The organism is Rhizobium sp. ZX09 (assembly GCF_017357485.1).
Classification (GTDB): domain Bacteria; phylum Pseudomonadota; class Alphaproteobacteria; order Rhizobiales; family Rhizobiaceae; genus Agrobacterium; species Agrobacterium pusense.
In genome coordinates, this window is sequence record NZ_CP031363.1 from 2911509 (window position 1) to 2923848 (window position 12340).

Consider the following 12340-nt stretch of genomic DNA (forward strand, 5'->3'; position numbering starts at 1 on the left):
TGGCGCCAGTGCGTCCCCGATTTGTTTTGCGTACGGGTTCTCATGCGTTCTTCGGCTGTGCCAGCACTTCTTTTCGGTTGCCTTCTGCTTGGCGGCTGCACGTCCAGTTCCGGTCCGGAAGGCCTGGTTGCCGGCTTGCCGTCGAAGGAAACCACGAGTTCTGTCACGCCATCAGCGCCGGTGCCGCAGGCAAGCGTCGGCTCACAGCCGATAACGGCTCAACCCCGGCAGGAAGTACTGGCTTGGGGTGGGCCGGTGCCGGAAGAGCCCAAGGCTTTTTCCGCCGTCACGCCGAGGGCGTCGCTGCCGCAGGATGCGCCTGAAATCCGTTTGCCGGTCCCGCCGCAGGCCGGGATGATACGGCCGGCCGAACGGCCGATGGAGCGTCCGGTCCAATTGGCCATGGCGGCGGCTCCGGCGGCGAGCGCCGGTGCGCAGATCCGCTCCCGCATTTTCCGTTCCAGCTTCAGCGATGCGAAACCGATCAATTTCGGCCGGGTTCAGCCGCGGCATTTCCAGGTGCACGGCGTGGATGTGTCGCGCTGGCAGGCCAATATCGATTGGCCGTTGCTGCGCACCCGCGGGGCCAATTTCGCCTTCATCAAGGCCACGGATGGCGGCGATCACCTTGATCCGATGTTCCGCACCAACTGGCAGGGTGCAAAGGCCGCGGGCATTCGCCGTGGCGCCTATCACTTCTTCTACTGGTGCCGTTCGGCCAGCGAGCAGGCAGACTGGTTTATTCGCAACGTGCCACGCGATCCCGACGCGCTGCCTCCGGTGATCGATGTGGAATATAACGGCGAGTCGAGCTGCAAGATGCGCCATTCCCGTGAGCGCGTTCTGGAAAAGATGCGCGTCTTCATGAACAAGCTCGAGCGCCATTACGGGCAGCGGCCTATCATTTATACCGCGCCGGATTTTTACAAGGATAACCTGACCGGCGAGTTCCAGGACTATCCTTTCTGGCTGCGCGCCGTCGCCCAGCACCCATCGGTGGTCTATCCCGGTCGCAAATGGCTGTTCTGGCAATATTCCGGCTCGGGCCTGTCACATGGCGTCGATGGCCGCATCGATCTCAATGTCTTCAACGGCAGCGAAGATGCGTGGCACCGCTGGGTGGATCGCCGTTCCAGCTGAAGGATCGCCCGTGTCAGCGCGCGAATTTTCTGGCGCCCGCGACGCAGATCACCACAACCAGCGTAATGGCAATCATGGCAGGGCTTACCTCTTCGTGCAGCAGGGTTGCGGCAAGCGCGAGGCCGAAGAACGGCTGCAGCAGCTGCAATTGTCCGACTGCCGCAATGCCGCCCTGCGCCAGGCCGCGATACCAGAAGATGAAGCCGATCAGCATGCTGAACAGGGAAACATAGGCAAGGCCGCCCCAAGCCTGGGGATCGATGCCGGCAAGCGTTTGCGGCCCTGTGAAAAACGCGAGCGGCAGCATCACCGGCAGGGAGAGAACCAGCGCCCAGGAAATGACCTGCCAGCCCCCCAGCTTGCGGGAAAGGGCGGCGCCCTCTGCATAACCGAGTCCGCAGACGATGATTGCGCCGAGCATCAGGAGATCACCGGCAAGCGAGGCCTCAAGCCCGGTCGAAAATGAATTCCACATCGAAAAGCCCGCCACCAGGGTGCTGCCCGCGCAGGAAAACAGCCAGAAAGCCGGGCGCGGGCGCTCGCCTCCGCGCAGAACAGCAAAAATTGCGGTGGCCAGCGGCAACAGCCCGACAAAAACAATGGAATGCGCCGAGGTAACGTGTCGGAGGGCAAGCGCCGTCAACAGCGGAAAGCCCACGACAACGCCAAGCGAGACGATGAAGAGCGATATCAGATCATGGCGCGCCGGGCGCTTTTGCCTGAAAACAAGCAGCAGCGCCACCGCCAATAGACCCGCAATGCTGGCGCGGGCCACAGTGAGGAACACGGGATCGAAACCCGTCACCGCAATGCGTGTGGCAGGCAGCGAGCCGCTAAATATCACCACGCCCGTCATACCGTTCAGCCAGCCGCTTGTCGCCTTGTCCATCGTCATCTCCTGCATTTTGTCCTTCTTCCTCCGGAATTGCTGGCGGCAACAGCGACAGTCATGTACAATTTAAAGAAACTGTTATGGTTGGTGTTCCAGTACGGATGGAGAGAGTTGTGGACGGGCGGCTTTCAAACCTCGCGCAGATCGAACCCGGTACGCGCATAGAAAAGGTCATGGCGAGCATTCGCCAGCGCATTGCTGCGCGCAGCCTCGTTCCAGGCGCGCGCCTGCCTTCGGTGCGCGGGCTGGCGAAAGCCATGCAGGTTTCCACCTCCACTGTTGTCGAAGCCTATGACCGGCTGGTGGCCGATGGCACAATAAGCTCGCGGCCGGGCTCCGGATTTTTTGTAGCCGGTCCGCTTGCGCCCCTGTCTCTCGCCGATATCGAGCCCCGGCTGGACAGGGCGGTGGACCCGCTATGGGTATCCCGTCAGGCGCTGGACGAAGGGTCCGTCCTTGCCAAGCCCGGTTGCGGCTGGCTTCCCGCGTCCTGGATGCCGGAAGAGGCAATGCGGCGGGCGATCAGGGGGCTTGCGCGCGCGGATGCCGCCCTGCTGACGGATTATGCGAGCCCGATGGGGCTTCTGCCGCTGCGGCAGCTCCTGTCGCGCAGGCTGGCCGATCACGGGGTTCAGGCCGGGGCCAGCCAGATCATGTTGACCGATTCCGGTACCCAGGCAATCGATCTCCTGTGCCGCTTTTTGCTGCAGCCTGGAGATACGGTAATCGTCGACGATCCATGTTATTTCAATTTCCACGCCCTTTTGCGCGCGCACCGCGTCAGGGCCATCGGCGTACCCTATACACCGACAGGGCCGGACCTGCCGATTTTCGAGCAGGCGCTGAAAGAGCACCGGCCGCGGCTCTATATCACCAATTCCGCGATCCATAATCCCACTGGCGCGCGGCTCTCCGCCGTTCATGCCCACCGTTTGTTGATGTTGGCCGAACAGTCGGGACTGACCATCATTGAGGATGATATTTTCGCCGATTTCGAAACTCAGGCCGCCCCGCGTCTGGCTGCGTTCGACGGCCTGAACCGCGTTGTCCAGATCGGTAGTTTTTCAAAAACACTGTCGGCTTCCGTGCGCTGCGGTTTCATAGCAGCGCCCCTGGCGTGGGTGGAAGCGTTGACCGACCTCAAGATCGCCACCGCTTTTGGCGGAGCGCATTTCTCAGCCGCGCTGGTCCTGTCGCTTCTGACGGATGGCAGTTATCGCAAACATGTCGAGGCGCTTCGTCTGCGGCTTGCGGCGGCGATGCCGGAGGCGGCGGCGCGCCTCGTCTCACTTGGATGCGTACCGTGGATCGAACCGCAGGCGGGCATGTTTTTATGGTGCCGCCTGCCGGAAGGCGTGGATGCTGCCGATGTGGCGCGCCGCGCGCTCGCGCAGCAGTTGGTGCTCGCACCGGGGAATGTGTTCAGTTCCTCGCAGAGCGCGTCCGGTTTCATGCGTTTCAACGTGTCGCAAATGGGTGGTCCACACGTCATGACCGTGCTTGCAGACGCTCTTCGTCAGCCGCCCGTTTCACCTTCGTCCTGACCGCAGGGGCGACTGATCGGAACAAAATCGCGGGAACGTCGTTTTCTCGGCAGAATGAAGAGGAGGAAACACCATGACATTCGATCCCAACAACCCGCGTCCGGACCGCGATCTTCGTCCGGAACTGAATATCAACAACGAACCGCGTGCCCGCACCTCGTCGTCCTGGGTGCCGTGGCTGGCAATCATCGTCGTCGTATTGGTGGGCGTCTTCGCCTGGTCGCAGATGAGCGGCCCGACCACCGATCCGGCCACGACGTCGTCAACTACGCCACCCGCTGCGACGGACCAGGCGCCGGCACCGATGGCACCGACTACCCCGGCAACGCCGCCGGCAAATAACGCCGCCCCGGCAAGTCCGAACACGGGTGGAACCCAGACCCAGCCTTAATGGCTGACTGGACATGATGAAGCCGCCTGCTTCCGAGCAGGCGGTTTTTTCGTTTGAGCAATCGCTGGTTCACTCGCTCAGAGCTGGTCCATGGCGGAAGGATGATTGGAGACTTTTGACCAGCGGGTGATCGATTCTGCCGCCAGCGCCGAAAGCGTAATATTTCCGAAGCGGGATAACAAAATGCTCTCCGCCTCGGTCATGGCCTCGAAAAGTGCAGCATTGACTGCCTGTTCAATAACACAATCCGGATTGTCACCTGCCAGCCCGATAGAGAACAGTTCGGGTGCGCCAAGCGCTCTGTAGATATCGAGTAATGTAATCTCATTGAGTGGGCGCGCCAGAACCCATCCTCCGCCATGTCCTTTTTCGGAAGAGACATATCCCTGCTCGCGCAGGCCCGCCATCGTCCTGCGCACCACCACGGGGTTGGTCTGCAACATGGCTGCGATACTTTCCGAAGTCGCCGCGCCCTCATGTTTTTCCATATGGATCAAAATATGCAGCACCCGGGAAAGTCGTGTGTCGTGTCTCATTGTTGAAGCCCGCCTGTTTGCATTCACGCTTACCACCCTCCGGCTGACGTAACAATATAAGTTGCATGACCATTGACTCGATCTTTCATGTAACAATATAAGTAGCATGACATGGACCGCGGTTACGGGCGGTCTCAAACCATGGGTGCATCATGAAATTCGACGTGATCATAATTGGCGGCAGTTACGCCGGGTTATCCTCCGCCCTGCAGCTGGGCCGCGCAAGGAAGCGGGTTCTGGTGGTGGACGCAGGCGAAAGACGAAATCGCTTTGCCAGCCACTCTCATGGTTTTCTTGGGCAGGACGGCAAGGCGCCCGGCGAAATCGTGAGCGAGGCGCGCAGCCAGATCGAGCGCTACCCGACGATCGAGTGGGCGCGTGGCAGGGTAACGGATGCGGAAGGGACTTTTGGTGACTTTGAGGTTGAAATCGATGGCGGTCGCCGTGAAAGCGGCGCCCGTCTCATTCTCGCCATGGGCGTCACCGACGAACTTCCGGATATAGTCGGGCTAAAGGACCGCTGGGGGTCCTCTGTTTTCCACTGCCCTTATTGCCATGGCTACGAACTGGATCAGGGAAAGATCGGAGTTATCGCGGCTTCACCTCTGGCCATACATCATGCCCTGATGCTCCTGGACTGGGGGGAGACGACCTTCTTTACCAATGGCGTCTTCGAGCCGGATGCTGATCAGGATGCGCTTCTGTCTGCTCGCGGGGTCCATGTGGAAAATACGCATATCCGGGAAATCGCCGGACATGCGGATATCGCTCTGGTGGATGGGCGTAATATTGCGCTGGCGGGCCTTTTCACCCAGCCGAAATTACGTATCGCCTCAGACTGGGTAAAAAAACTCGGCTGCGCCATCGAGGAAGGACCAATGGGATCGACCGTCGTTACCGATCCGATGAAACAGACCACCATTGCCGGCATATTTGCCTGCGGCGATGTGGCAAGGGCTGCCGGCTCTGTGGCCCTTTCGGTTGGTGACGGCGCAATGGCCGGTGCGGCGGCGCATCGGTCGATCCTGTTTCCGGAGATATGAGAATAAAAGGAATTTATAAAACTGGTGGCCTTGGGAGGCCACCAGCACCAGTAAAAAGATCAGTCAGCCCTTGGGCGGAAACGGATCATTGCCATAAGAGTTACGCTCGCGGATGCGACCGTTCTCTCCGTGAACCAGCATTTCCGTTGCCTGATTTTGTACGATTCCGCGGGCAATATCGATTGCTTCACGTTGGGTTTCCACCACCCTCGTTGCCCGTTCTGCGCCGGCGCCTTTTACGGCCCAGCCATCGGGATGAGGAACAACATGCTGATTACGTTTATTCGTCATGTTGAGAACCTCTCGTCACGCGGCGCGCCGGGAAAGCGCGGCTTCACGGCTGCCGACATGTTTCCGCTCTTTAAGGACATCGTTAACGCGGCCCGGATTGACGTCGAAGCTCGCTGCAATCCGGTTCTGGAATTCACCCTTCCAGTGGCGAAGCCAAATCTGGATGGCATCATCAAAAGTGAGCGTGTAGCTCGGCATATTGTCGTTGGTCATTATATTCTCCTGACTACGACGGAATGCCCTCTTGAAACGGAGACCGGAAAATGCGATTCTTGAAGTGTTAAGTGCTTCAGATATCGGCAATTCCAGTCACTCCGTCCAACGGATTTGGGCTTGTCCGCTGACACCATGGGTCACATTTCAGGTCGGGTGCCAGCCTTTCCTGCTTTGTGGCCCTTTTTGTTATTGCCAATCGCGACGGTGCTCGTTGCTGCGGTCAGCTAGTGCAATTCTTTCCATGTGATTCTCCTTTGCAACAATACTTGATCGGTACTTCTGTGGAGTCAATCCATTCACGGCGATAAATGCGTGATTTTTAAAAATTCAGACAAAAAAATCACGAGATCAACTTGTCTATGTCAATCTTTAATATGCTGATAGACGTGAATTTTTCATAAAAAACTGATATTATACAATGCGTTACGATGTTTATGTCTGTCTGTTTGTGGATTTCTGTAGTCATCCTTGTTGTCTGAGTCAGATTTCGTCCCAATGGATGGCGGGTCACTAGAGCCGTTGACGCGTTTGAGTCGCTCTGTAATAATAAGATAAATAGGAGTCGGAAGATGACTGGTCAAAAATCTAAAGACGCGTTGCTTGGTTTTCTCGACTATCTCGCTCGCAAGGGACTCATGAACAAGACAACAGCCTCCTCAAGAAAGGCGGCCGTTAACAATGTTCTGGGGATTCTGGACAACGAGGAGGCGAAAGATGTGTCCATGATCGATCTGGACGATGTGATGCGTCGTTTTCAGAACCTAAATGGAATGAAATATACCGGCGACAGCTTGGCCACCTATAAGAGTAGGGTGAGGTCTGCTATCGATGATTTTCTTAGTTATGTTGAAAATCCGATGGCATTTAGGCCAAGCACAGGCAACGGCAAAAAAGCACGTGAGAATTCACGACCAGCCAATAGAGCGCAAAAAGAAAATACTACGCCGCTTGCTTCTTCACCGACACTAAACACTCAAACACCGCCGCCGGTTGCCACGTTGATTTTGCCGATACCAGTTCGCGCTGATTTGACGGTTTATGTGCAGGGGATACCTCACGATCTAACTCAATCAGAGGCGTCAAGGATAGCGAACGTGATACGTGCTATGGCAATTGTTGATTAGTGTTAGCGGCGGATTTTCAGGTTACTTCTAGTAGGCGCAGGTTAAACAAGCGTAGCGCGCTGCCTGCTGTCGCGCCACGCCCTTGCAGCATTACAGATGCATCACTCGTCGTTCATCTTCAGAGCGGCGATAAAGGCTTCCTGCGGAATTTCCACCTTGCCGAACTGGCGCATGCGCTTTTTGCCTTCCTTCTGCTTGTCCAGAAGTTTGCGCTTGCGTGTGGCGTCGCCGCCGTAGCACTTCGCCGTTACATCCTTGCGCAACGCGCGCACGGTTTCGCGGGCGATGACCTTGCCGCCGATGGCGGCCTGGATCGGGATCTGGAACATGTGCGGCGGAATGAGTTCCTTCAGCTTTTCGCACATGCCGCGCCCGCGCCGGTCGGCCGCCGAGCGGTGGACCAGCATGGAAAGCGCATCGACGGGATCGCCATTGACGAGGATCGACATCTTGACGAGATCGCCTTCGCGATAGTCGATGATGTTGTAGTCGAACGAGGCATAACCCTTGGAGATCGATTTCAGACGGTCGTAGAAATCGAACACCACTTCGTTGAGCGGCAGCTCGTAGGTAATCATCGCGCGGTTGCCGACATAAGTCAGCTCGGTTTGCAGTCCACGCCGGTCCTGACAGAGTTTCAGGATGCCACCGAGATATTCGTCCGGCGTCATGATCGTCGCCTTGATCCACGGTTCGCGGATTTCCTTGATCTTCACCACGTCGGGCATGTCGGCCGGGTTGTGAAGTTCCTTTTCCGTGCCATCCGTCAGCGTCATTTCATAAACGACCGAAGGCGCTGTCGCGACGAGATCGAGATTGAATTCGCGCTCGAGGCGTTCCTGAATGATTTCGAGATGGAGCAGGCCCAGGAAGCCGCAGCGGAAACCGAAGCCGAGAGCGGCAGACGATTCCATTTCGAAGGAGAAGGAGGCGTCGTTAAGGCGAAGCTTGCCCACCGCCGCGCGCAAATCTTCAAAGTCGGCCGCATCGACCGGGAAGAGGCCGCAGAACACCACGGGCTGCGCGGGCTTGAAGCCGGGCAGGGCCTGCGCCGTCGGGCGCTTTTCGTCGGTGATGGTATCGCCAACGCGTGTATCGGCCACCTCCTTGATCGAGGCGGTGATGAAGCCGATCTCGCCGGGGCCGAGGCTATCGACATTGACCATCTTCGGGGTCAAGACACCGACGCGCTCGATGCCGTATTTCGCGCCCGAGCCCATCATGCGGATCTGCTGGCCCTTGCTCAGCACGCCGTCAATGACGCGCACCAGAACCATGACGCCGAGATAGGTGTCGTACCAGCTGTCAACAAGCAGCGCTTTCAGCGGCCCGTTTTCGCCGACATCGCTCTTCGGCGGCGGCAGGCGATGGACGATGGCTTCCAGAACATCGGGAATGCCAAGACCTGTCTTGGCGGAAATCATCACGGCGTCGGAAGCGTCGATGCCAATGACTTCCTCGATTTGTTCCTTGATGCGGTCGGGTTCGGCCGCCGGCAGGTCGATCTTGTTGAGCACCGTGACCAGTTCGTGATTATTGTCGATTGCCTGATAGACATTGGCGAGCGTCTGGGCTTCCACGCCCTGCGAAGCGTCGACCACCAGCAGCGAACCTTCGCAGGCCGAAAGCGAGCGGGAGACTTCATAGGCAAAGTCGACGTGGCCGGGCGTGTCGATAAGATTAAGCACATAGGTCTCGCCGTTATTCGCCTTGTAATGCAGGCGCACGGTCTGAGCCTTGATCGTGATGCCGCGCTCGCGCTCGATATCCATCGAATCGAGGACCTGTTCCGACATATCGCGTTCGGCGAGGCCGCCTGTCGACTGGATCAACCGGTCGGCCAGCGTCGATTTGCCGTGATCGATGTGGGCAACGATCGAAAAGTTGCGGATATGGTCCAGGGGCGTGCGGGTCGAATTTGTGCTCATGTTCCGCGCTATAGCAGGGGCTTGTCATGCCGCAAAGCGGGAATTTGGTTAAAAGCCTTTTAAAATCGGCTTTTCAGATCGCAAATTGCTCCGGCCAGTCACGGCGGGTGGCCACCTGTCCTTCGGTGCGCAGCCTTGCCACTGCGGCAAGATCGATATCGGCGATCAAAAGGCTGCTTTGCGTCACCGCATCACTTTCGCTTTCCGCGACGATGCCGGATGCTGGCATGCCGTAGTCCGACGGCACGTAAAGGGCAGCGCGACCACGATTTTCATCGACGGCCGGGGACCATGGCGCTTCCCCGGCGGTGGGCGATGACAGGACGGCATACTGGTTTTCCAGCGCCCGCGCCTGCGCGCCGATGCGGACCCGATAGGCACCCGCGAGGGTATCGGTGCAACTGGGCGCGAGGACCAGTTCGACGCCGAGTTCCGCCAGCCTGCGGCCAAGCATCGGGAACTCGTTGTCGTAACAGATGAGAATGCCCAGCCTGCCGATCTGCGTATTAAACGCTTTAAGGCCCTCGACGCCGGCATGGATGTTCCATTGCTCCCGTTCGAAGCGGGTCATGATCTGCTTGTCCTGATAACCGATCAGGCCATCCGGACCGAAAAGCCACGCGCGATTGCGGAATTTGCCGTCCGGGTCCTTCACAGGCGCGCTGCCGGGCTGGAACAGAATTTGATGTTGCCGCGCCAGCTCCTCGCATAGCTCTACCCAGGAGGGGATCATCGGCTGTATCTCTTCGATGGAACGGTGCAGATCAGAACGGATGTCGGGTGGCAACTGACCGGTCAGCGTCATAGCCGAATATTCCGGCAGCAGCAGCAGTTCTGCGCCCTCGCTCTTGGCCTCGCGGACAACGGCGGACAGATGGGCGGTATAGGCCTCCCATGTCTTGATCAGCTCGATGGCATATTGGCTGGCGGCGAGGCGTGTCATGTGTCTCCATCTCCGGCAAGGATGGTCTTCATCCAGAATGACAGGGGTTTGGGGCTCTCGGTGCTTTCGTCGAGGTCCTGCCAGATGAAGCTTGTATGCAGCTCGGGGTGGTGGCGATAACCGCGCTTTTCCCAGAAGGCATTGAGCGGCACGTAATCCATCGGCCAGCGGGGATGGTCGGCAGGCCGCTCGACAGCGCAGAAGGTGCACTGGTTAAAGCCGAGCCGCTTTGCATGTGCCTCCCGCTCCTCGAAGAAGCGCACGCCGACGCCGTGGCCGCGATAGCCGGGAAGCAGCACGCTTTCACCGAAGTAGAATATCCGGTCCGGATCGTAGCCCGCTTCCACGAATGGCGTTTTCACCTCGTCGGTTTCGGCGGCCATCGGCATGCCGGTGGACATGCCGACCACTCTGCCGTCATCGAGCGCCAGCACGAAGACCGCCCCGTCCGTATCGGCATAGGTCGCAAGATATTTGCGCTCATACTCCAGCGAGCCGTCATAGAGATACGGAAAGGCGCGAAACACCTCGATCCGCAGGCGCGCGAGGTCATCGAAATAAGGTGTGGCGTCAATGCCGGAAAGAGACTTGATTTCGACGGTCATGGGCATTTTCACTCTCGGTTGCACTGGTTATACCGTCATGGAACACCCGCGCAAGCATGAACGGAGAAGACGATGACCGCTGCCGAGACCATCCGCGCCTATTACGATGCCTTCAACCGTCAGGATATGCATGCCTTCCTGGCGCTGCTTCACGATGAGGTGGTGCATGACATTAATCAGGGCGAGCGCCAGACCGGCAAGGCCGCCTTTGCGTCCTTCATGGATCATATGAACCGCTGCTATAAGGAAAACCTTACCGATATGGTGATCATGGCGAGCGAGGATGGAAAGCGCGCGTCCGCCGAATTCATTGTCAATGGCGAATATCTCAAGACTGACGAGGGGTTGCCCGAGGCGAACGGTCAGACATATGTGCTGCCGGCCGGCGCCTTTTTTGACCTGAAAGATGGAAAGGTTAGTCGAGTAACGAACTACTATAATCTGAATGACTGGATTGCCCAGGTCGGCGCCTGACGCCTATTTGCCGATAAGCACCCGGCGGAAAAATGACAATTCCACTATGAAGGATATTGACTCCATCATGTGAGAGTGAAATTCTCATATGATGGAAAACGAAGATCACATTCTCGAACGCTCGATCGGCGAGCGCATCAAAACGTTGCGGGCTGAAAGCGGCCTGACGCTGGACAGGCTTGCATCCGAATCGGGCGTCAGCCGCGCCATGATTTCCCGTATTGAAAGGGGAGAGGCGAGCCCCACCGCGTCGCTGCTCGCCCGCATCTGCGCGGCATTTGGCCTGTCGCTCTCCGGTTTCTTCGCCGAAAATGAGGAAACCGTTTCTCCGCTGGTGAGAAAGCGCGACCAGCAGCTCTGGAAAGATCCCGAGACAGGCTATGTCCGCCGCGCCATTTCCCCGCCGCGCGTGGGATCGGATGTCGATATTGTCGAAGTCGAATTTCCAGCCGGCGCGCGCGTCGGTTTTCCGCCGCATGCGGCAAGCCGGGGCATGACGCAATATGTCTGGCTTTTCGAAGGCGTGCTGGAAATGACGAGCGGCGGAAACGTTCACCGGCTGGAGCCGGGCGATTGCCTTTTCATGCCGGTCGGAGAAGGGCACGTCTTCCACAATCCTTCCGAAAAACCTGCCCGTTATGCCGTTGTGCTGGATCAAAGACAGCGCTGATTTCCCCACAGGAGTTTTTATGACCATCATCCGCATGTTGAACGGGCAAGAGACCATCGATGCCCTGCCAGAACTCTGCGAAGTCCTCGCCGCCTGCGTGAACGGCGGCGCCTCCGTCGGCTTCATGTTGCCCTTTTCCCCGCAGGATGCCGAACCCTTCTGGCGATCCGTGGCTGAAGCGGCAGGTCAGGGTGCGACTATTCATGTGGTAGCGGAAGTGGATGGCAAGGTAGTCGGCACCGTGCAGGTGGGGCTCGCCTCCAAACCCAACCAGCCACATCGCGGCGATCTGATGAAACTTCTCGTGCACCCATCCGCCCGAGGCCTTGGCGTCGCCCGCAAGCTCATGCAAAGGGTGGAGGAGGAAGCGGCAAAACGTGGCCGTACCCTTCTGGTTCTGGATACGGCAACTGGCAGCGATGCCGAGGCGATTTATCCCCGTCTCGGCTGGGAACTGGTCGGCGTCATTCCGGATTACGCCCTGTTTCCGGATGGACGCTTTTGCAGCACGACCCTGTTCTATAAGCGGATCGGCTAGGCCTT

Annotated in this window: 15 protein-coding genes; 8 read left to right on the forward strand and 7 right to left on the reverse strand. The window is 58.3% G+C overall.

The genetic code is table 11. The features are described 5' to 3' along the window. Positions 1-42 precede the first annotated feature (42 nt). A complete protein-coding gene (locus BTN45_RS14195) occupies positions 43-1140 on the forward strand; it encodes a GH25 family lysozyme (protein ID WP_207588386.1) in 1098 nt (365 codons plus the stop codon). Between the two features lie 13 nt (positions 1141-1153). On the opposite strand, the gene BTN45_RS14200 is transcribed toward BTN45_RS14195, so the two are convergent. Further along, positions 1154-2029 carry a DMT family transporter gene (locus BTN45_RS14200; protein WP_207589746.1) on the reverse strand — a complete coding sequence of 292 codons (876 nt, stop codon included), beginning with the start codon at positions 2027-2029 and terminating at the stop codon, positions 1154-1156. A gap of 104 nt (positions 2030-2133) precedes the next feature. On the opposite strand from BTN45_RS14200, the gene BTN45_RS14205 reads away from it, so the two are divergent. Both BTN45_RS14205 and BTN45_RS14210 read left to right on the forward strand, forming a co-directional pair. Continuing rightward, on the forward strand, positions 2134-3576 hold the full coding sequence (locus tag BTN45_RS14205; protein WP_207589749.1) for a PLP-dependent aminotransferase family protein: 1443 nt from the start codon (positions 2134-2136) through the stop codon (positions 3574-3576). Between the two features lie 73 nt (positions 3577-3649). Beyond that, a complete protein-coding gene (locus BTN45_RS14210) occupies positions 3650-3967 on the forward strand; it encodes a hypothetical protein (RefSeq protein WP_004439319.1) in 318 nt (105 codons plus the stop codon). Positions 3968-4044: 77 nt separating this feature from the next. Here BTN45_RS14210 and BTN45_RS14215 read toward each other — a convergent pair whose 3' ends face one another. Next, the gene (locus BTN45_RS14215; protein WP_006699744.1) at positions 4045-4503 is read right to left on the reverse strand and encodes an Rrf2 family transcriptional regulator; all 459 of its coding nucleotides are present in this window, start codon (positions 4501-4503) and stop codon (positions 4045-4047) included. A 152-nt stretch (positions 4504-4655) separates the two neighbouring features. Here BTN45_RS14215 and BTN45_RS14220 point away from each other — a divergent pair, with 152 nt between their 5' ends. Then, complete coding sequence (locus BTN45_RS14220; protein WP_173614952.1) at positions 4656-5546, forward strand: NAD(P)/FAD-dependent oxidoreductase; 891 nt, start codon at positions 4656-4658, stop codon at positions 5544-5546. A gap of 63 nt (positions 5547-5609) precedes the next feature. Here BTN45_RS14220 and BTN45_RS14225 read toward each other — a convergent pair whose 3' ends face one another. Together BTN45_RS14225 and BTN45_RS14230 are read right to left on the reverse strand one after the other, a co-directional pair. Further along, complete coding sequence (locus BTN45_RS14225) at positions 5610-5837, reverse strand: DUF2188 domain-containing protein (RefSeq protein WP_207588388.1); 228 nt, start codon at positions 5835-5837, stop codon at positions 5610-5612. A 15-nt stretch (positions 5838-5852) separates the two neighbouring features. Further along, positions 5853-6050: a hypothetical protein gene (locus BTN45_RS14230; RefSeq protein WP_173614954.1), complete on the reverse strand. Its 198-nt coding sequence runs from the start codon at positions 6048-6050 to the stop codon at positions 5853-5855. A 572-nt stretch (positions 6051-6622) separates the two neighbouring features. Between BTN45_RS14230 and BTN45_RS14235 the strand changes: the two genes are divergently transcribed. Continuing rightward, positions 6623-7177 (forward strand): hypothetical protein, encoded by a 555-nt coding sequence (locus BTN45_RS14235; RefSeq protein ID WP_173614432.1) that lies wholly within the window; start codon positions 6623-6625, stop codon positions 7175-7177. 101 nt (positions 7178-7278) lie between these two features. Here BTN45_RS14235 and lepA read toward each other — a convergent pair whose 3' ends face one another. From lepA to BTN45_RS14250, 3 genes are all read right to left on the reverse strand, one after another. After that, the gene (gene lepA / locus BTN45_RS14240; RefSeq protein ID WP_045533051.1) at positions 7279-9117 is read right to left on the reverse strand and encodes a translation elongation factor 4; all 1839 of its coding nucleotides are present in this window, start codon (positions 9115-9117) and stop codon (positions 7279-7281) included. A gap of 61 nt (positions 9118-9178) precedes the next feature. Continuing rightward, complete coding sequence (locus BTN45_RS14245; RefSeq protein ID WP_173614955.1) at positions 9179-10048, reverse strand: carbon-nitrogen hydrolase family protein; 870 nt, start codon at positions 10046-10048, stop codon at positions 9179-9181. Then, positions 10045-10653, reverse strand: a complete 609-nt coding sequence (locus BTN45_RS14250; RefSeq protein WP_174150593.1) for a GNAT family N-acetyltransferase — start codon at positions 10651-10653, stop codon at positions 10045-10047. Before BTN45_RS14250 ends, BTN45_RS14245 begins: the two co-directional genes overlap by 4 nt. Before the next feature lie 72 nt (positions 10654-10725). Between BTN45_RS14250 and BTN45_RS14255 the strand changes: the two genes are divergently transcribed. The 3 genes from BTN45_RS14255 (at position 10726) to BTN45_RS14265 (ending at position 12335) form a co-directional block, all read left to right on the forward strand. Continuing rightward, complete coding sequence (locus BTN45_RS14255) at positions 10726-11127, forward strand: ketosteroid isomerase-related protein (protein ID WP_045533046.1); 402 nt, start codon at positions 10726-10728, stop codon at positions 11125-11127. 91 nt (positions 11128-11218) lie between these two features. Then, entirely contained in the window at positions 11219-11797 is a 579-nt protein-coding gene (locus BTN45_RS14260; protein WP_175477663.1) for a helix-turn-helix domain-containing protein, read from the forward strand. A 19-nt stretch (positions 11798-11816) separates the two neighbouring features. Next, the gene (locus BTN45_RS14265; RefSeq protein WP_045533045.1) at positions 11817-12335 is read left to right on the forward strand and encodes a GNAT family N-acetyltransferase; all 519 of its coding nucleotides are present in this window, start codon (positions 11817-11819) and stop codon (positions 12333-12335) included. Positions 12336-12340: the final 5 nt, after the last annotated feature.